This window comes from Streptomyces sp. NPDC041191 (genome assembly GCF_055591945.1).
The window spans coordinates 92,800-110,955 of the sequence record NZ_JBVIZC010000015.1 but is presented as its reverse complement, the minus strand read 5'-3'; the positions used below and the strand labels follow the sequence as shown (position 1 = coordinate 110,955).

Here is an 18,156-nt window from a genome sequence, read left to right as displayed (position 1 = left end):
GAAGGGACGCGAGACATGATCCTCCCCAAGATCCGGGACCCCCGCTTCACGACGATCCGCCGCGGCGGGACCCTCACCGACGAGGACCACCGGCTCCTCGCCCTGTGGGCCGCCTCGTGCGCCGAGCACGTCCTCCCCCTCTTCGAGTCGGTCCGGCCCGAGGACCCCCGGCCGCGCCGGGCGGTCGAGCACGCGCGGGCCTGGACGCGCGGCGAGGTCAGGATGATGGAGGCCCGCGCGGCGGGCGGCCACGCGATGGGGGCGGCCAGGGACCTGCGCGGGGCGGCCCGGCACGCCGCGTACGCCGCCGGCCAGGCCGCGGTGGTCGCCCACGTCGCCGCGCACGAACTGGGCGCGGCCGCCTACGCGATCAAGGCGGCCCGCGCGGCGGCGCCGAAAGACCGGGAGGAGGCCGCCGGACGGGCCGAGTGCCGGTGGCAGCGCGACCGGCTCCCGGAGGCGATCCGCGCACTCGTGCTCGACGACCAGAGGCTGCGCAACGACATCTGCTGGTCGGTGTTCGACTGCTGAGACCGGCCCGCGCCGGGCGCGCGCACGCGGGGCGGCCGGACCGGACGGCCCGGCCCCGGAGACGGGCGGGACCTCCGAGGAGGTGTGACCCGGGTCACGGGAACCCGTCCCGGTGGCCGGACAGATCAGAGACGTGACCAACGACACGCGCGCACGCATCCGGGACGGAGACCCGCCGGCCTTCGCCGAACTCTTCGACGCCTACGCCCGGAGCGTCTACAACCACGCCTTCCGGCTGACCGGTGACTGGTCGGTCGCCGAGGACGTCATGGCGGCGACCTTCCTGGAGGCGTGGCGGCTCCGGCGGAAGGTGGACCCCGAGGGGGGATCGCTCCGGCCCTGGCTCCTCGGCGTCGCCACCAACGTGGCCCGCAACCACTGCCGGGGCAACCGCCGTTACCGGGCGGCCGCCGCCGCGTACGCCACGGCCGTCCCCGAGCCGTCCGTGCCCGACCACGCGCCCGAGGTCGCCGGCCGGCTCGACGACCGGCGCCGCATCGCCGCCACCCTGCGGGCGCTCGGCGCGCTCCGCAGGACCGAACGCGAAGTCCTCGTCCTCTGTCTCTGGGAGGGCCTCGCCTACACCGAGGTGGCCCGGGCCCTGCGCGTCCCCGTCGGCACCGTCCGCTCCCGCCTCTCGCGCGCCCGCGCCAAACTCCGCGACGGGGCCGAGGAGGAACTCGCCCGGGAGGCGGAGGAATCCGGGCGCCGGAAACGGGAACCCGCCGCCCGCCCCCGACAGACATCAGGTGACCGCGTCAACGCGGTCCGGCCCGCACAGGAAGGAATCCGATGAACCCCGACGCGAACGCCCCCCGTACGGCGCACCGGAACGGGACCGGGGACCTCCCGGTACCCCTCCCCGCGATCGGGGAACGGGACCTTCCCCCGGGCCGCCACCGGTTCCACAAGGAGCGCCTGATGAACCAGATCCACGACGACCGCCGCGCCGCCCCGCGCAACCCCTTCCTGCGGAAGGCGGTCCTCCTGCCGACCGTCACCGCGCTCGCCGGAGCCCTCGTCGTCGGCGCCCTCGCCCTCACCCCGGACGGCGCCCCGGCCGAGGACCGCGCCGTCGCCCCCGTCCCCGCCACCGGTCCCGCCCTCACCACCACCATCGGCACCGCCGACGCCCACGGCGCCCCCCGCCTCCTCGACCGCATCTCGCTCGCCGCCGCCGGGGCGGACGCCCCGCGCGGACGTGCGGGCCAGTACGTCTACATCGAGTCGCGGTCCGCGAACACGCACGTGAGGACCGTCAACAACGTCAGCCGCCTCGTCAGCGTGCCCCTGCACACCCGGCAGTCCTGGCGGTCTCCCGACGGCCGTAAGGGGTGGCTGATCGAGCCCGGCACCACGAGCCCCGAGGGCATGACCCTCGGCGGCACCGACGAGCGGGGGAACGAGCCGCAGCCGCACCTCGGCGCGCCCTCGCACGACTACCTGGCCGCCCTGCCCACCGACCCCGACGCGCTCCTGCGGAAGATCTACGAGGAGACCCGGGGCCAGGGCAACGGCAAGGACCAGCAGGCGTTCAGCACCATCGGCGACCTGATCACCGAGAGCTGGCCGTCCCCCGAACTCGCGGCGGCGCTCTACCGTGCCGCCGCCAAGATCCCCGGCGTGGTCACGGTCGACAGCGCCACCGACGCGGTCGGCCGCAAGGGCATCGCCGTCGCACGGCTCGACGAGGTCAACGGGCAGCGCACCGAGTGGATCTTCGACAGGAAGACGTTCGCCTTCCTCGGAGAGCGCACGGTCCAGGTCGAGGAGAGTCCCGACGAGAACGACCTGATCAAGCCCGGCACCGTCATCTACACCGCCGCGATCATGGTCCGGGCCTTCGTGGACGGCATCAGGGTCACGCCCTCCGCCGGCGCCTCCTCCTAGGGTGTGCGTGCCGGGCGCCGCCGGGCGGGCGACGCCCCTTTCGGCACACGCCCTAACCGGCGCTCCGGCCGCCGATCCAGCCGTTCAGCTCCGCCGGCCGGTTGGTGATGATCCCGTCCACGCCGAGGGAGTCCATCTCCTTCCAGCGGGCGGGAGCGTCGACCGTCCAGACGTTCACGGCCACGTTCGCCGCGTGCAGCCGCCCGACCACCTCCGGCCGGGCGGCCAGCGCGACGTGCGAGACGTTGTATGCGGCGAGCCCCAGGTCCGCGGAGACCGCGACCGGATCGGGGTCCAGCGTGTCCCGCAGGAGCCCGAGCGGCAGTTCGGGCGCCAGCTCGCGCGTGTACCGCAGGGAGGGGACGTCGAAGCTCTGGACGAACACCCGGCCGGCCATGTTCTGGGCCCGGACCTCCTCGACGATCCGGGCCACCTCGGCGCGGCTGTGCCGGCCCTTGATCTCCAGGAGCAGGTTGCCGCCCCGCTGCCTGAGGTCCGCCAGCTGGGCCGCCAGGGTCGGCACGTGGACGCCCGTGTAGACGGGGGCGAACCAGGAGCCCGCGTCCAGGGCGTCCAGCTGGGCGGAGGTCAGGGAGCGAATCGCGCCCGTGCCGTCGGTCGTCCGGTCGACGGTCGTGTCGTGCAGGACGTACGGCACGCCGTCCTTGCTCGGCTGGACGTCGTTCTCGATCCACACGGCTCCGCCCCGCCGGGCCACCTCGTCGGCGACCAGCGTGTTCTCGGGCGCGGCGGCGGAGGCCCCCCGGTGGGCGATCACGGTCGGCGGCGCCCCGGCGGCGCGCATCCAGCGGCTCACCGGCGCCCCGGCGTCCCGTTGCGCCGGAGGGGGAGCGGCCCACGCGGGCGCGGCGGCGGCGAAGGAGGTCGCGAGCGCCGTCACGACGACGGACCCGGCGAAGAGACCGGCGGACCGGCGCGGACGGAGCCGGGGAACAGGCGGGTGAGCGTCTCTCATGACCGGCCACCCTAGAGGGAGAACGCCGGGAAACCGCGCGCGTGCGACACGACGCGCGGTCCGAGCCCCTTCGCCGGGAGGTCCGGTCTGCGGCATGGTGGGAGGTGTGCCCGGAGCCGTGCCGTCGGGGGACCGCGCCCGGGTGTGTGAAGTGAGGGGGACTCATGGACACGGGTACGGAACGGGGAACGGGCGGCGTCGGCGTGGCCGCGCCGCGGGACGCGGCGGAAGAGGCCCGGGAGCGGCGTGCCGAACGCGGGCGGGGGGTGCTCGAAGGGGCGTTCGCGCTGCTCGACGCGTTGCGGCGGAACGGCGACGAGGCCGGGGTGACCGAACTGGCGCTCGCCTGCGGAGTGCCCAAGGCCAGTGTCCACCGGCTGCTCGACCAACTGGTGTGCGTCGGTGCCGTCGAAAGGACGGGCAACCGTTACCGGGTCGGCCCGCAGCTCTACCGCCTCGGCCAGGCGTGGGAGCCGTATCCCGGCCTCCGCCCCGCCGCCCGGCTGCCCCTCCAGCGGCTCCGGGCCGCCACCGGAGCGAGCGTGGTCCTCGTGGTGCTGCGCGAGGAGATGGCGCTCACGATCGGTTCGGTACCGGGAGACCTGGAACCGCTCCTCCCCGTACGGAACGGCCTCGCGTTCCGCCTCGACACCGCCGCCGGCAAGGCGCTGCGGGGTTCCGGCGGGGGTGGTGCCGTCCTCGACCGGGAGGACGTGATGGAAGGGGTGTGCTGCGCCGCCCTGCCGGTCCGCGCCCCGGACGGACGTGCGGTCGCGGCCCTCGCCGCCCTGGCCCCGGCGGGGTGCCGGCTCGACGCTCTCGCCCACGCCGTCGCCGGGGCCGGGGCGGCCGTCACCCGGGCGCTCGTCGGCGGCGGGCGGCGGAGAACGGTGCCGCCGACCGTCCTCGTGCCCTGAGGAGCACTGCCTTCCCGGCCCCGTTCCGTCCAGCGGAACGCGCGTAGAGCGGGGCCGGGGGAGCAGGGCACAGTGAGTGTCGTGCCGGGGGGAAACGGCACACCGGATCCGCCCGGGAGGGCGGCCCGGACTCCATGTCACACCAGTGACCCGATGTGTGGGGGGAACCACATGCTCAAGAACCGAACCGCCCGACTGGCCGCCACCGCCCTGCTCGGACTCGGCAGCCTCGGCGCCTTCGCCGGCACCGCGCACGCCGAGCCGATCGACTACGTGAAGATCGAGCTCCTCGAACTGCACTGCCAGAAGAACAGCGAGGGCGACCACGACGAGGCGTACCTCAAGATCACCGACGCCAACGGCAACGCCGTCAAGGTCTGGCCGGGCGGCGGCCTCAAGTACCAGACGATGGGCACCGGTTACGTCCGCTCCATGACCGACGGCAACGGCAGCACGGCCCTCATCCTGGGCAAGGAGCAGGCCCGCACCCTGACCCTGTGGGACTACGACACCACCAGCAGCGACGACAAGCTCGGCGCCACCCTGGTCACCGGCTCCGAGGTCGGCGCCGAGACCCAGTGGCGCACCGTCGAGGGCTCCGGCGGCATCTACGTCATCGGCTACCGGGTGATCGACATCTGACCTGCGGTCAAGAACACCCGAGGGCCGTGCCGGTGACCCGGCACGGCCCTCCGCGCGTCTCCGTCTCAGCCCGCGCCCGGAGCCGTCAGCTCGCCCGACCGCGCCACCCGCGCGTACCAGCGGGCGCTCGACTTCGGGGTCCGCTCCAGGGTGTCGTAGTCCACCCGGACCGCGCCGAACCGCTTCGCGTAGCCGTACGCCCACTCGAAGTTGTCGAGCAGCGACCAGAGGAAGTAGCCGCGCACGTCCACCCCGTCCGTGAGCGCCCGGTGCACCGCCTCCAGGTGCGCGTGCACATAGGCGGCGCGCTCCGGGTCGTGCACCGAACCGTCCGGGCCGACCACGTCCTCGTACGCCGCGCCGTTCTCGCTGATCACCAGCGGGAGACCGGGGTACGCGGCCGACACCCGCCTCAGCAGGTCGTACAGGGCGCCCGCGTCGACCGGCCAGCCCATCGCCGTCCGCTCGCCCGGCGCCCGGTGGAAGGCGACCCGGTCCGCGCCCGGCCACGGCGAGTGCGCGCTGTCGCCGTGACCGTCGTCCTGCGGCTTCTCGGCCCCCTCCGCGACGTGCGACACCAGCGTCGGCGCGTAGTAGTTGATCGCCAGCAGGTCCAGCGGCTGCCTCGCCGTCGCCGTGTCCCCGTCCCGTACGAAGGACCAGTCGGTGAGGCGCGTGGTGTCGGCGAACAGGTCCTCCGGGTAGGCGCCCTCCAGCATCGGTCCCAGCCAGATCCGGTTGCCGACGGCGTCGATGCGGCGGACCGCGTCCCGGTCCTCGGGGGAGGGGGTCAGCGGCCGCACCTCGTGCAGGTTGAGGGAGACGGAGAGTTGCCGCCGGTCCGCCGGCAGGGCGGCCCGCAGCGCCTGGACCGCGAGCCCGTGCCCGAGGTTGAGGTGGTGGGCGGCGCGCAGGGCGTCCACCGGATCGGTCCGGCCGGGGGCGTGCACCCCGGAGCCGTATCCCAGGAAGGCGCTGCACCACGGCTCGTTGAGCGTGGTCCACCGGGAGACCCGGTCGCCGACGGCGTCCGCGACGATCCCCGCGTACTCGGCGAACCGCTCCGCGGTCGCCCGCTCCGGCCAGCCGCCCGCGCCCTCCAGCTCCTGCGGCAGGTCCCAGTGGTAGAGGGTCAGGGCCGGCTCGATCCCGGCGGCCAGCAGTTCGTCCACGAGCGCCCGGTAGAAGTCCAGGCCCTTCTGGACGGCGGGGCCCCGCCCGGTGGGCTGCACCCGGGACCAGGAGACGGAGAACCGGTAGGCGTTCAGGCCGAGTTCGGCCATGAGGCCGACGTCCTCGCGGAACCGGTGGTAGTGGTCCACGGCCACGTCGCCGGTGTGGCCCCCGAAGACCTTGCCGGGGGTGTGCGAGAAGGTGTCCCAGATGGACGGGGTGCGGCCGTCCTCCGCCGCCGCTCCCTCGATCTGGTACGCGGCGGTGGCCGCTCCCCAGAGGAAGCCGGGCGGGAACGAACGGGTGGCGGTGAGCGGCCGGGTTTCGGACGCGGTCATAGGGGGGCGCTCCCAACGCGGTTGCGGGGTAGGTACGTTGACTTGGGGGAGGGGAGGGGAGGAGCCGGTCAGCTCTTGACGGCGCCGGCCGTGATGCCGCCCACGATGTGCTTGCCGAGGAAGGCGAAGACGAGCAGCAGCGGCACGGTGGAGATCAGGGCGCCGGTCAGCACGACGGCGTGGTCCACGCTGTGGTTGCCCGCGCCGAGTCCGGCGAGTGCCACCTGGAGGGTGGGGTTGCCGTCGGGGGTGAGTGCGATGAACGGCCAGAAGAAGTCGTTCCACGACTGGACGAAGACCAGCATGCCGAGCACCGCCATCGCGGGCCGGGCGACCGGGAACACCACGTGCCAGATGACCCGGAGGCTGTGCGCGCCGTCCATCCGGGCCGCCTCCACCAGCTCCACGGGCAGCGCCTCGACGAGGAACTGCCGCATGAAGAACACGCCGAAGGCGGCGACGAGCGAGGGCAGGACGACGGACTGGAGCTGGTCGACCCAGCCCAGGTCGGTGACGATCCGGTAGAGCGGGATGACGCTGAGCTGCGGCGGGATCGTCATCGTCGCCACCACCAGCGAGAGCAGCATCGTCCGTCCCCGGAAGGGGAGTTTGGCGAAGGCGAACCCGGCGAGCGTGGAGAAGAGGACGGTGGACGCGGCCACCAGGCTCGCCACGATCGTCGTGTTGACCAGCGCCTCGCCCATGTCGACCTGGTCCCAGGCGAAGGCGAGGTTGTCCAGGAGGCGGGGGCCGGGCAGCAGCGGCGCCGGGGCCTCCACGACCCGTTCGCCGCTGTGCGAGGCGGCGACCACGTTCCAGTACAGCGGGAAGAGGGAGACCGCCGCGGCCAGGGCGAGCAGGACGTACGTCAGCGGTCCGGCGTGGTGCTGCCGGCCGGCCGTCCGGCGGAAACGCCGGCCGGGTGCGGACTTCCGGGCCTCCGGGGGCGCCGGACGCTTCGGACGGGGCGTGTCGAGTGTGCGGGTCATGAGGTCAGCCCCCCGGCTTCTCACGGTGGTGGCGGGAGACGAGCGCCTGGACGCCGCCGACGATCAGCAGGAGCAGCAGCATCACCCAGGCGATGGCCGACGCCTGGCCCAGCGCGCCGGTGATCCAGCCCTTCTCGTACATCAGCAGGCTCAGCGTCTGGAACTGGTTGCCGCTGCCGCCGCTGATGCCGACGCTGCCGCCGTAGAGCATCGGCTCGCCGAAGAGCTGGGTGGCGCCGATGGTGGAGACCACGATGGTGAAGAGGATCGTGGGCCGGATGGAGGGGATCGTGACGCTGAGGAACTGGCGCCAGCGCGAGGCTCCGTCCAGGGAGGCCGCCTCGTACAGGTCCTGCGGCACCGCCTGCATGGCGGCCAGGTAGATCAGCGCGTTGTAGCCGGTCCAGCGCCAGGTGACGATCGTCGAGATCGCGATCTGGGCCGGCCACTTGGACGCCTCCCAGTCGACCGGGCCGATGCCGGTCCACTCCAGGACGCTGTTGATCATCCCGTAGTCGGTGTTGAACAGCTGGGCGAAGACCAGGGTCGCCGCCGCGATCGAGGTGGCGTACGGGGCGAGGATCGCGACCCGGAAGAAGCCGCGGCCGCGGAGCTTGTAGTTGAGCAGGTGTGCCAGGCCCAGGGCCATGAGCAGCTGCGGAACGGTCGAGACGACCCCGAGGGTGAAGGTGTTGAGGAGCGCGTTCCAGAAGAACTCGCTGGTCGCGAGGTCGGTGTAGTTCTCGAACCCCTTCCACTCCGCCTCGCCGCCGAGCTCCACCCGGTGCAGGGAGAGCCAGCCGGTGTAGATCAGCGGGAAGAGGCCGAAGGCGGCGAAGGTGAGGAAGAAGGGGGCGACGAAGACGTACGGGACCGCCTTGAGGTCCCAGCGGTAGAGGGTGCCGCGCCAGGTGCCCGGCGCGGGGCGGCGGCCGTGCGGGCCGGGGGAGACGGGTGGTGCGGCGGGCGGCGGGGAGCCGTCGGACCGCGTCCGGACGGAGGTGGCCACGGGGGCGTCCTTCCAGGTCGATGCGTGCGCTGGTGCGGACGGTGCCGGCCCGCCGCCCGGCGGGCGGCGGCGGACCGGCGGGCGTCCCCCGTTACCGGGCGATCTTGTCGTCGATCAGCTTCTTGACGTTCTCCCACGCCTTGGCCGGGTCGGTGCCGCGCTGCTCGATGTCGAGGATGCCGTTGTCGGTGAGGAAGGTCTTCACCTGGCCGTCGTAACGGCTGATCGTGGCGGGGGTGATCCTGGTCGCCGCGCTGGAGAAGATCTTGCCGACCGGGGTGTCGCCGAAGTAGGGCAGCTTCGCCTCCTGGACGGTGACCGAGGTGAGCGTGTCCTTGGAGGAGGGGATGTTGCCGTTGACCGCGAACACCTTGGCGTGCTGCTCCGGGGCGGTCAGCCAGGCGGCCAGCTCGGCCGCCTCCTTGACGTGCTTCCCGGACTTCGGCACCGCGAGGAAGGCGCCGCCCCAGTTGCCGGCCACCGGCGGCGCGGCGATGTCCCACTTGCCCTGGTTGGCGGGTCCGGCCTGGTCCTTGATGATGCCGGTCATCCAGCTCGGGCAGGCGACCGTGGCGAACTTCGAGTTCTTGAAGGCCGCGTTCCAGGTGCCCTTCTCGTCGAACTGGCGCAGCTTGGCGGTGAGTCCGCCCCGCGCCGCCGCGACGGCGGTGTCCCACGCCTTCCTCACGCCGGGGCTCTTCTCCCAGTCGAGCTTGCCGTCCGCGTCGGCGTACTGCACCGGGTCGCCGGAGACGACCGCGTTGAAGAGGCCGCTCGCCGAGTCGTGGAAGGCGGTCCCGGCGGGCGCGTTCTTCTGGTAGGTCTTCCCGACCTCCAGGAACTTGGCCCAGTCGCCGGCCCACAGCCTGCCGACGGCCTCGCGGTCGGTGGGGAGTCCGGCCTTGGCGAAGAGGTCCTTGTTGTAACAGACGGCCATGGGGCCGATGTCGGTGCCGAGTCCGATCACCTTGCCGTCGGCGGTGGTCGCCTGCTTGACCTTCCAGTCGAGGAAGGCGCCGAGGTCCGCACCGCCCTCCTTGCCCAGGTCCACCCACTTGTCCGCCATGGTGGGGCCGGTCGCCTCGGCGATGAAGCCGACCTCGACCGCCTGGACGTCCGCGAGACCGCTGTTGCGGGAGAGGCGCAGCTTCAGCGTGTCCCAGTACTTCTGCCCGTCGGCGACGTTCGACTCCTCGATCCTGATGCCGGGGTGGGTCTTCTCGTACTCGGCGTAGAGCTTGGCGCCGGTCTTGTCGTCGTAACCGAACGAACCGAAGGTCCCGACCCGCAGCGTGATCGTGCCGTCGCCCTTGCCGTCGTCGTCGCTGCCGCAACCGGTGAGCAGGGCCGCGCCGGTCGCGGCGGCGACGACCGCCGCGACCGCCGTACGCCGTCCGCGTCTGCTGCTGGAAGTGCCCATTCCACTCTCCTCGTCCAAGGTGGTGCTCGTCGTGCGCCAGGGGTCCGGACGGCTGGTCGCGGCTCGCCGGCGGCCTGTCGGGACCCGTCGCGGGGCTGTGCGACTCCCGAGTGGGAGCGCTCCCACTTCGTTGTCGGAAGGTTGCTGCTTGGCGGGTGCGAGTGTCAAGACGTGAACGCGGATTCGTTACCGGAAGGTTTTCGGGGGGTTTCGCGCCCGCCGGACCGGTCCGGTCGCGTCAACTCCTGAACGCGGGCCCGGGCGGGGCCGGGGTGGGGTGGGGGCTCGGATGGTCTATTGTGGGAGCGCTCCCATCGTGCTGGGGGCCGCCCGAGCGGCACGTCGACCCACGAAGGGAGTCCCGGACGTCGTGAGCGGACGACAGAGCGGCCGGCCCACCCTGGAGCAGGTCGCGGTCAGGGCCGGGGTGGGCCGGGGCACGGTCTCCCGGGTCATCAACGGCTCCCCCCGGGTGAGCGAGCGGACCAGGACGGCCGTCGCCCGCGCCGTCGCCGAACTCGGCTACGTCCCCCATCAGGCCGCCCGCGCCCTCGCGGGCAGCCGCGCCGACGCCGTGGCACTCGTCATCCCCGAGGCCGAGGCGCGGATCTTCGCGGAGCCGTACTTCCTCGACCTCATTCGGGGCGTCAGCGCCGAACTGGCCGAGGCGGACAAGCAGTTGCTGCTCACACTGATCCGCAGCGAGCAGGAGCGGCAGCGGTTCGAGCAGTACCTCGCCGCCCAGCGCGTCGACGGGGTGCTGCTCGCCTCCGTCCACGGCGACGACCCGCTGCCCGACCGGATCGGGGAACTCGGCCTCCCGGTCGTCATGAACGGCCGCCGCAGGGAGGCCGAGCCCGTGCCGTACGTGGACTCCGACAACATCGGGGCGGGCCGGGCGGCCGTCGCCCACCTCGTGGGGCAGGGCCGGAACCGGATCGCGACCGTCACCGGGCCCCTCGACATGTACGTGGCGCGCGCCCGGCTCGGCGGCTACCGGGCCGGCCTCGCGGAGGCGGGCCTCGCGCCCGACGAGGAACTGGTCGCGCCGGCCGACTTCACCGAGGAGGGCGGCCGGCGGGCCGTGCGGCTGCTGCTCGACCGCCGACCGGACCTGGACGCGGTCTTCGCCGCGTCCGACGTGATGGCGGCCGGGGCGCGCGGGGCGCTGCGGGAGGCGGGCCGCCGCGTGCCCGGGGACGTCGCCCTCGTGGGGGTCGACGACTCCCCGCTGGCACGGCTCATGGACCCGCCGCTGACCAGCGTGCGACAGCCGATCGAGGAGATGGGCCGGACGATGGCGCGGATGCTGCTCCGGGAGATCGCGGAAGGACCGGAGGAACCGGAGCGGCCCCGCCGGCACGTGCTGCCGACGGAGCTGGTCGTGCGCGAGTCCGGTTGAGGGGGCCGTACGGGAGTCCCGTCGAGGGGCCGTACGGGACCGGCGCCGCCGTCCCTCCTCCGTGCGGCCGTTCCCGGGAACGGCCGCGGCCGGCCGGGAGGGCGGGTCCCGGCCGGCCGCGGGTTCACCCCCGGGGCGTCACAGCGCCGGGTGGGCGTTCTTCAGGAACTCCTGGAACCGGGCCGAGAACCACTGGCCCGAGAGCGGGGCGTCCGGCAGCGCGCCCGACATGCTGTTCCCGTTGCGGGCGTTGCCCGTGTAGGCCGGGTCGCACATCCGGTCGAATGTCCGCGCCCGGCCCGGCGGCACGGGCGGCCGGCACGACCGCCCTCCGGAGCGGCTTCCGCGGCGGCCCGGCGGCATGACGGGACGGCGGGGCCGGAGCCGTCCGCGTGGAGAGTTTGAGAGGACCGCCAGGTCGGCCACCATGGGGCGATGAGCCACGGATTCGAGACCCGCACCCTGGACATCACCACCGGCACGTCGGAGAGGGTCCACGACCTGACCCGCGCGTGCGCCTCCTTCCTGGCGGAGGTGGCGCAGGGCCGGGACGGACTCCTCAACGTCTTCACCCCGCACGCGACCACGGGAGTGGCGCTGATCGAGACCGGCGCGGGGAGCGACGACGACCTGCTGGCAGTCCTCCACGGCCTCCTCCCCGCCGACGAACGCTGGCAGCACCGCCACGGAAGCCGGGGCCACGGCCGCGACCACGTCCTGCCGGCCCTCGTCCCCCCGCACGCCACGCTCCCCGTGATCGGCGGCGAACTGGCCCTCGGAACCTGGCAGTCGGTGTGCCTGGTGGACACCAACATCTCTAATCCCAACCGTCAAGTGCGGTTGAGCTTCCTGAGCTGATCGGGGCGATCAAGATCGTCCTGGTGCTGTGACCGCATAGGTTCACCGGGTTGCTCGTTGTGCTGGTTGGAAGCGATGTCGCTTCCAACCAGCAGGGGAGGCGGGACGGCACCACCGGTCAGGGTCCGCAGGCTGACGGAGCAGGAGGGACAGAAGCTCCAGCACATCGTTCGGCGGGGCAGTACCGGCTCGGTGCGGTTCCGGCGGGCGACGATGCTGCTGGCCTCGGCCGGCGGCAGCACGGTCCCGGTGATCGCGCGTCTGGTCCAGGCGGACGAGGACACCGTCCGCGACGTGATCCACCGCTTCAACGAGATCGGGCTCGTATGCCTCAACCCTCAGTGGGCGGGAGGCCGTCCCCGCCTGCTGAACCGTGACGACGAGGACTTCGTCATCCAGACGGCCACCACCCGCCCGACCGTGCTGGGCAAGCCCTTCACCCGCTGGTCGGTCCGCAAGCTTTCCGACCACCTGCGCCGCAACATCGCCAGGCCCGTCCGCATCGGCCGCGAGGCCCTGCGGTGCTTACTGGCCCGCCGCGGGATCACCTTCCAGCGGACGAAGACCTGGAAGGATTCCCCGGACCCGGCCTTCGACGCCAAGCTCGCCCGGATCGAGTACGCGGTCAACGAGCGGCCGGACCGCACGTTCGCCTTCGATGAGTTCGGGCCGCTGGGCATCCGCCCCACCGCCGGCTCCTGCTGGGCCGAACAGAGCCATCCCGACCGACTGCCGGCCACCTACCGCCGCACCCACGGCATCACCTACTTCCACGCTCGCGGAGTGGGAGCGCATCGACCAGCTGCTCGCCGTCGCGCCGGCGGGCACCGTCTACGACCCGGGCGCCGACGACGTCGTTCGGGCGGAGCTTGCCGCCGAAGCCGCGGCCGCCGCCGACCGTGAGGCCGAGCTGCGCGAGGCGCAGCGGGTCGCGGCCCGCGCCGACGAGCTCCAGGCGCTGTGCGAGCTCCGCACCCTGGAGCAGACCGAGCTCCGCACCCTGGAGCAGACCGAGCCGGCCGACGGGGACGAAGCCGCCCGGGACGAGCTGACCCGGCGAGCCGACGGGTACGGCCAGGCCGACGTCGACGCCTGGCTCGCCCGCGCCCTGGCCGCGCACCGCGGGCACTACCGCGACCCGGCCGCCCGCGAAGCCACCGCCGACCTCCTGCCGCCGCCGGTCCTCGCCCACGCTGCGCTGCTTGCCGAACTCGCCCGCCTGGTCCCCGGCGCCGGCGTCGACGAGCTGGCGTTCGCGGCCCGGCTCGCCACCACCGAACCCGAGGCCGCCGGAGCGCTCGCCGCGTTCCATGCCCGCTGTCCTCTGACATCGAACCCGGACCGATTGCCAATGAGGCTGGACCGTTGCACGGTTCGTGCCATCCAACCTTGATCGCCCTGGTCAGACGACCCCGGGCTTCGCAGCCTGCTCCCCACCGTAGGCCGACTCCGGTGCATCCTGGTCGCTGGAGATGAACTGCTCGCCGATGTTGTTCCACATGAAGGCGTTCTGCCAGCCCGGCTTCGCGGCAGCCCAGCCGAGCAGGGCCGTCAGGACCTTCTCCTGGGACACCGTTATGGTCTGGAAGTGCTGCTCGGGCACGCCATCTCGATATTCGAGCTGGTAGGTGTTGTTCTCGCGCAGCAGGACCTGGATGTACCAGTCGCCAGGCAGTTCCCCGTCCACCCGTTCCACGACCATGTGGGTGTTGCCCTGCCGCAGGTTGGCCAGCATCGTTCCGATGGCGGGCTTGGTGGCGCGCTTCACCACGTGGCCACGTTCGTTGGTCGCAATCAGCATGGCTGGATCATCCAGCATGGGTATGACACCGCCCTGCGAGGGCCTGACCAGGGCGGTCAAGGTTCGATGACACGGGCCGTGCAACGGTCCAACCTCATTGGCAATCGGTTCAGGTTCGATGTCAGAGGACGCCCGCGCCCGCCCCACCTGCTGATCACCAGGGGTGACTGTCATGCTGTCACGCTCGTGTGTCACGCGCCCTCGATCCGGCTGTCACGTTGGGGTGTCACGCTGTCATTCGGCCCCATGATTACGGGGTCGACCCCCGAATTCCGGGCCTCGCGCCGAACAGCGTGACACTCCACCGGATGCGGCTACGGAGTGCAACCGATGCCCAATTCGGCCGGAGCGGTCCCCGCCCCCTTGGCCCGGCGATACCGTGGTGAGCAACGCCAGTTCTGCCCTCTGGAGCCCTCGATGAGCGAAAAGCCGGCCCCCGCCGACACCACCGCCCGGCAGCTGGAGCCCTCGGCCGCCGACGCCGTCCGCGCGTACGCGGCCAAGACCCGCGCCGACGCCGACCGGTTCGCCGCCATTCTGGAGGACATCGCCACCAACGGCCTGCCCGACCCCGAGCAGTGCACCCCCTGGGAGGAGCTGCGCGAGGCCCACCTCGCCCGCCTCGCCTCCCAGCGCCCGGCCGTCGCCTGATGGCCCCACCGCACGGCCGCCGCCGCGCCCGGATCGCGTTCTCCGACTCCGCCGCCGAGCAGCTGGAGAACATCACCAGCGAGGCGGAGATCCACGCCCTGGACCGCGCCCTGGTCGTCGTCTCCGTCGACCCCGAGGTCGGCGAGCCGATCCCCGGCAGCGCCGCCGGCCCCCAGCTGCGCGAGTACGCCGACGAAGTCGAGCGGGTCCGGCTCCTGTACTGGGTCACGGCCCTTCGGACCGTGGTCGTCGTCGCCTACTTTGAGGCCTGCCCCGCCCCTCTGGCGTGCATGGTCCTTCCCGGCGCTGTACAGCCGTCTGTGTCACTCTGACGCCCTCAGGGCTCCGAGTGCTCCGAGCCGACGATCACGGCCCTGAAACGCTCTCACACCGACGCACGGCGTTTCAGGCAGCGGTGAAGCGCCCTGCCCTCTCGGCGACGGTTCCACGACGGGCGTCACGCACTCCCTCCCCGGCCGCCGACGGTCATCACCGACGGGATACGGCACCTCCTGCCGCTCGACCGCCGACGTCTTGCTGCTCCTGGTGTGAAGAGTGCGAGTCGCCTGCTGCACGCCGCTGAGGAGCGCAGCGCAGTATTCGCACGGCCCAGACGGCACGCGGGTGCTGCACGGGCAGCTTTACTCGGGCAGCAGACGCCCTGCTGCCTCCCGGACGGCTATGCGGTCGCGGCTGCTGCAACCGGCGGGCTGGTGGGCCGGCCACTGCCGCGCGAACAGGCCCGCGGCGCGCACTCGAAGAACGCGTCGACGGCGGCGTCCCGCCCCCCCCTCGTACCGCGATGGCCATCGGTCGGTCGGACGGTGCGCGGTGCCAACTCCCCGGAACGCTCGTGCGGACCGTCCTGCCTGCGGCTTTCCCCGGGAGGGGAGCGGTATACGCGGTGCTCGGACGGACGGTGCTTGTTCTAAGGGAGGTTGCGCCGCTGGTCACTTGACCACCGTCTCGCCGTGCTCCCCCGTCCACGTTCGCAGAACTTTTCGACGGTCCGGGCCCGGCGAGGTCAGGGTGATGGTGATGGGGGGGTGACCGCCGTACAGGCCGATGGACGCCGTCCCACTTCGTGGAACGCCGGCCGGTGCACCTTGACCCCGTCGACGGGCACCTGCTTCGATCATGTACATGAAGAGCAGTCGGGCAACCCTCACGCGACGACGTCACGTCGACCTCGCGCGCACGTCCGGCGCCCTCTGTAGCGGACACTGACCCCGGGGCACCGCCCCGGCCGTCGCCCGGCGCCCTCTCCGCGCGCCGCCGTCCGCCCGTAGTCGGACCCCGGCCGCGTAATACCCAGCCGTCCCCACCGGCCCCTCCCCCTCCCGGCGATCCCGGGAGTTCCCGATCCGGGGGACCCCGGGGCCCGCCCGGCCGTGCCCGCCGCCCCGCCCGTACGCACCACTCCGCCCGTACGGGCTCCCCACAGCCCGTACCCGCCGGACTCCGCCGGTACGGGCCGCCCCCGTGCGCACGCGCCTCCACGCCCGTTCCCTCCGGAAGGAAACCGTCCTCGTCATGACCATCCCGTCCGCGCGCCCCCGCGCCCGCCGCAGGCACCTGATCGCCGCGCTGGTCTCCGCCCTCGCCCTCGCGGCCACCGCCGTCCCCGCCGGAGCGGCCCCCACCGCGGAGAGCCTCCTGCCCGTACCGCCGCACAACCCGTATGCGGGCCCCGACGGGACCGCCACCATGCACGGGGACACCGGCTCCTCGGACACCACCCCGCTGGCGGGCCCCGGCGCGGGCACCCTGGCCTCGAAGCGGGTGGCGCTCGCCTCCGCCTGCCCCACCGTCCTCGTCGGCTCCGACGGCTACCCGGTCGTGCTGTGCACCCCGATCCTCGGCCGCGTCCCGACGGTCCACCTGCTGAACCCGGCAGACGGCTCCTCCCTCACCACCCTCCAGCTCACCAAGGGTTCGCTCCTCGGCGGCGTCTACGCCTACCTGGACGCCGAGGACCGGCTCGTCGTCGTGGACGGGAGCAACAGCCTCCTGCGCGTCGCCCACCGCAAGGACGCCTCCGGCGCCTGGCGCCTCTTTGTCGACCGCAGCCTCTCCCTCGCCTCCGCCGTCCCCGCCGACGACGCGGTCACCGGCCTCTCGCCGGACTGGCAGGGACGCGTCTGGTTCGCCACCGGCAACGGCGTGGTCGGCCTCGCCGACGACCGGACCGGGCGGATCGGCACCCTGCGGCTCCCGGCCGGCGAGCGCGTCGCCAACAGCATCTCCACCGCCCCCGAGGGCACCGCCGTCACCAGCACCCACGCCACCTACCTGCTCACCGCGGGCCCCGACGGCACGCCGAGGACCGTCTGGCGGCAGGCGTACGACCGGGGCCAGGCCCGCAAGCCGGGCCTGCTGAGCTGGGGCAGCGGCTCCACCCCCACTTTCCTCGGCCCGAAGACCGGCACCGACTACGTCGCGATCGTCGACAACGCCGACACCACCGTCCGCCTCAAGGTGTACCGCACCGCCGACGGCGGCGAGATCTGCTCGATCCCCGTTCTCCAGGCCGCCGGCGGCCCCGGCAGCGAGAACTCGCCGATCGGCGCGGGCAACAGCGTCTTCGTCGCCGGCACCTACGGCTACCCGTACCCGGCACTCCCGGACGGCGCGGGACCGTCCGTGCCCTCCTCGGCCGACTTCGCCGGCGGCCTGACCCGGGTGGACATCCACCCCGACGGCACCGGCTGCGCCAAGGTCTGGGACAACGCCCTGCGCTCGGCGGCCGTCCCGAAGCTGTCCACCGCCACGAACACCCTGCACACCGTCGTGCGCGACCCGCTGATCCCCGGCACCAAGGGGACAGGCATCCTCGACCCGTACCGCTACGTCCAGATCGACCCGGAGACGGGCCGCGTCACCCGCTCCAAGCAGCTCGGCATCGGATTCCTGTACGACACGCTCCAGATGGCCGGCACCGTCGCCCCGGACGGCGCCTACCTCCAGGGCACGGTCACCGGCGTCCTGCGGATCACCGCGGGCTGAGCCCCGCCGGACGCTCGCTCTCCCACCGGACCTCGTCCGCGGCCTGCTCGACGCCAGCGACACGGTCGGCGCCTTCGCCCAGCTGCACCTGGTCGAGGACGCCGCCCCGCTGGAGACCCGCCGGCCCGCACCCTGATCGCACAGCTCGCCGGGCCCCGCCCTGGCCTACCGGGCCCGGGCGGCTTCGTGGCCCGGACCGTGGTGCCCCCTGTATGACCTGCAGAGGAAGCCATTTCCGCCGCCCTCACTCGATGGTGGGCCCCCGACCAGGTGCGCGCCCTGACGATCGTCGGCCTGCTCCGCCCCGCCACTTCCCCGACTTCCTGATGTCTTGCTTCACAGTCCTCCTGACGGAGTCGCTTCGAACGGGAAATGCCGGTTCCGAAGCGGTTGAGTCGCTGAGGCACAGAGCCCAGCGACTGAAGGGCAGCTACCGTCGCTCAGCTCAGTCGCTGCGGAAAATACCAGGTCAGAGCACTTGAGTACGTACTGCTAGCGACCGAAGCGACTGAAGCTCGGCATATCAGCAGTACAGACCGTGCGCGTGCGTGTC

Annotated in this window: 17 protein-coding genes and 3 pseudogenes; 12 read left to right on the top strand and 8 right to left on the bottom strand. The window is 72.8% G+C overall.

The features are described 5' to 3' along the window. Positions 1-15: 15 nt before the first annotated feature. The 3 genes from ACZ6AQ_RS26620 (at position 16) to ACZ6AQ_RS26610 (ending at position 2,421) form a co-directional block, all read left to right on the top strand. A complete protein-coding gene (locus ACZ6AQ_RS26620) occupies positions 16-531 on the top strand; it encodes a putative immunity protein (protein ID WP_468763028.1) in 516 nt (171 codons plus the stop codon). A 133-nt stretch (positions 532-664) separates the two neighbouring features. Then, positions 665-1,327, top strand: a complete 663-nt coding sequence (locus tag ACZ6AQ_RS26615) for an RNA polymerase sigma factor (RefSeq protein ID WP_468763026.1) — start codon at positions 665-667, stop codon at positions 1,325-1,327. Then, positions 1,324-2,421, top strand: a complete 1,098-nt coding sequence (locus ACZ6AQ_RS26610) for a CU044_5270 family protein (RefSeq protein ID WP_468763024.1) — start codon at positions 1,324-1,326, stop codon at positions 2,419-2,421. The genes ACZ6AQ_RS26615 and ACZ6AQ_RS26610 overlap by 4 nt, the downstream gene beginning before the upstream one ends. A 52-nt stretch (positions 2,422-2,473) precedes the next feature. Here the strand turns inward: ACZ6AQ_RS26610 and ACZ6AQ_RS26605 are convergent, their stop codons facing one another. After that, entirely contained in the window at positions 2,474-3,397 is a 924-nt protein-coding gene (locus ACZ6AQ_RS26605) for a glycerophosphodiester phosphodiesterase (RefSeq protein ID WP_468763022.1), read from the bottom strand. Positions 3,398-3,561: 164 nt separating this feature from the next. Between ACZ6AQ_RS26605 and ACZ6AQ_RS26600 the strand changes: the two genes are divergently transcribed. Together ACZ6AQ_RS26600 and ACZ6AQ_RS26595 are read left to right on the top strand one after the other, a co-directional pair. Further along, entirely contained in the window at positions 3,562-4,314 is a 753-nt protein-coding gene (locus ACZ6AQ_RS26600) for a helix-turn-helix domain-containing protein (protein ID WP_468763020.1), read from the top strand. Between the two features lie 171 nt (positions 4,315-4,485). Next, positions 4,486-4,956 carry a hypothetical protein gene (locus ACZ6AQ_RS26595; RefSeq protein WP_388695598.1) on the top strand — a complete coding sequence of 157 codons (471 nt, stop codon included), beginning with the start codon at positions 4,486-4,488 and terminating at the stop codon, positions 4,954-4,956. Positions 4,957-5,021: 65 nt separating this feature from the next. On the opposite strand, the gene ACZ6AQ_RS26590 is transcribed toward ACZ6AQ_RS26595, so the two are convergent. The 4 genes from ACZ6AQ_RS26590 to ACZ6AQ_RS26575 form a co-directional block, all read right to left on the bottom strand. Beyond that, the gene (locus ACZ6AQ_RS26590) at positions 5,022-6,467 is read right to left on the bottom strand and encodes a GH1 family beta-glucosidase (RefSeq protein WP_468763018.1); all 1,446 of its coding nucleotides are present in this window, start codon (positions 6,465-6,467) and stop codon (positions 5,022-5,024) included. 68 nt (positions 6,468-6,535) lie between these two features. Then, positions 6,536-7,456: a carbohydrate ABC transporter permease gene (locus ACZ6AQ_RS26585; RefSeq protein WP_468763016.1), complete on the bottom strand. Its 921-nt coding sequence runs from the start codon at positions 7,454-7,456 to the stop codon at positions 6,536-6,538. Positions 7,457-7,460: 4 nt separating this feature from the next. Next, complete coding sequence (locus ACZ6AQ_RS26580) at positions 7,461-8,465, bottom strand: carbohydrate ABC transporter permease (protein ID WP_468763014.1); 1,005 nt, start codon at positions 8,463-8,465, stop codon at positions 7,461-7,463. Between the two features lie 91 nt (positions 8,466-8,556). Continuing rightward, positions 8,557-9,885, bottom strand: coding sequence for an ABC transporter substrate-binding protein (locus ACZ6AQ_RS26575; protein WP_468763012.1), 1,329 nt, complete (start codon positions 9,883-9,885; stop codon positions 8,557-8,559). Between the two features lie 370 nt (positions 9,886-10,255). Here ACZ6AQ_RS26575 and ACZ6AQ_RS26570 point away from each other — a divergent pair, with 370 nt between their 5' ends. Next, on the top strand, positions 10,256-11,287 hold the full coding sequence (locus tag ACZ6AQ_RS26570) for a LacI family DNA-binding transcriptional regulator (protein ID WP_468763010.1): 1,032 nt from the start codon (positions 10,256-10,258) through the stop codon (positions 11,285-11,287). A gap of 138 nt (positions 11,288-11,425) precedes the next feature. On the opposite strand, the pseudogene ACZ6AQ_RS26565 reads toward ACZ6AQ_RS26570, so the two are convergent. After that, positions 11,426-11,647: pseudogene (locus ACZ6AQ_RS26565) on the bottom strand (hypothetical protein); the annotation flags it as partial. A 75-nt stretch (positions 11,648-11,722) separates the two neighbouring features. On the opposite strand from ACZ6AQ_RS26565, the gene ACZ6AQ_RS26560 reads away from it, so the two are divergent. Continuing rightward, entirely contained in the window at positions 11,723-12,145 is a 423-nt protein-coding gene (locus tag ACZ6AQ_RS26560) for a YjbQ family protein (RefSeq protein ID WP_468763008.1), read from the top strand. Positions 12,146-12,220: 75 nt separating this feature from the next. Continuing rightward, positions 12,221-12,988 (top strand): annotated as a pseudogene (locus tag ACZ6AQ_RS26555) (helix-turn-helix domain-containing protein); the annotation flags it as partial. Here the strand turns inward: ACZ6AQ_RS26555 and ACZ6AQ_RS26550 are convergent. After that, a complete protein-coding gene (locus tag ACZ6AQ_RS26550) occupies positions 12,906-13,457 on the bottom strand; it encodes a hypothetical protein (RefSeq protein WP_468763006.1) in 552 nt (183 codons plus the stop codon). The pseudogene ACZ6AQ_RS26555 and the gene ACZ6AQ_RS26550 sit on opposite strands and share 83 nt — an antisense overlap. Before the next feature lie 90 nt (positions 13,458-13,547). Further along, positions 13,548-13,946, bottom strand: coding sequence for a hypothetical protein (locus ACZ6AQ_RS26545; RefSeq protein WP_468763004.1), 399 nt, complete (start codon positions 13,944-13,946; stop codon positions 13,548-13,550). A 417-nt stretch (positions 13,947-14,363) separates the two neighbouring features. Here ACZ6AQ_RS26545 and ACZ6AQ_RS26540 point away from each other — a divergent pair, with 417 nt between their 5' ends. From ACZ6AQ_RS26540 to ACZ6AQ_RS26525, 4 genes and pseudogenes are all read left to right on the top strand, one after another. Next, a complete protein-coding gene (locus tag ACZ6AQ_RS26540; RefSeq protein ID WP_468763002.1) occupies positions 14,364-14,597 on the top strand; it encodes a hypothetical protein in 234 nt (77 codons plus the stop codon). Further along, positions 14,597-14,863 (top strand): annotated as a pseudogene (locus ACZ6AQ_RS26535) (hypothetical protein); the annotation flags it as partial. The gene ACZ6AQ_RS26540 and the pseudogene ACZ6AQ_RS26535, both read left to right, overlap by 1 nt. 871 nt (positions 14,864-15,734) lie before the next feature. Beyond that, positions 15,735-15,824, top strand: coding sequence for a putative leader peptide (locus ACZ6AQ_RS26530; RefSeq protein WP_468763000.1), 90 nt, complete (start codon positions 15,735-15,737; stop codon positions 15,822-15,824). 306 nt (positions 15,825-16,130) lie between these two features. Beyond that, entirely contained in the window at positions 16,131-17,603 is a 1,473-nt protein-coding gene (locus tag ACZ6AQ_RS26525) for a hypothetical protein (RefSeq protein ID WP_468762998.1), read from the top strand. Positions 17,604-18,156 lie beyond the last annotated feature (553 nt).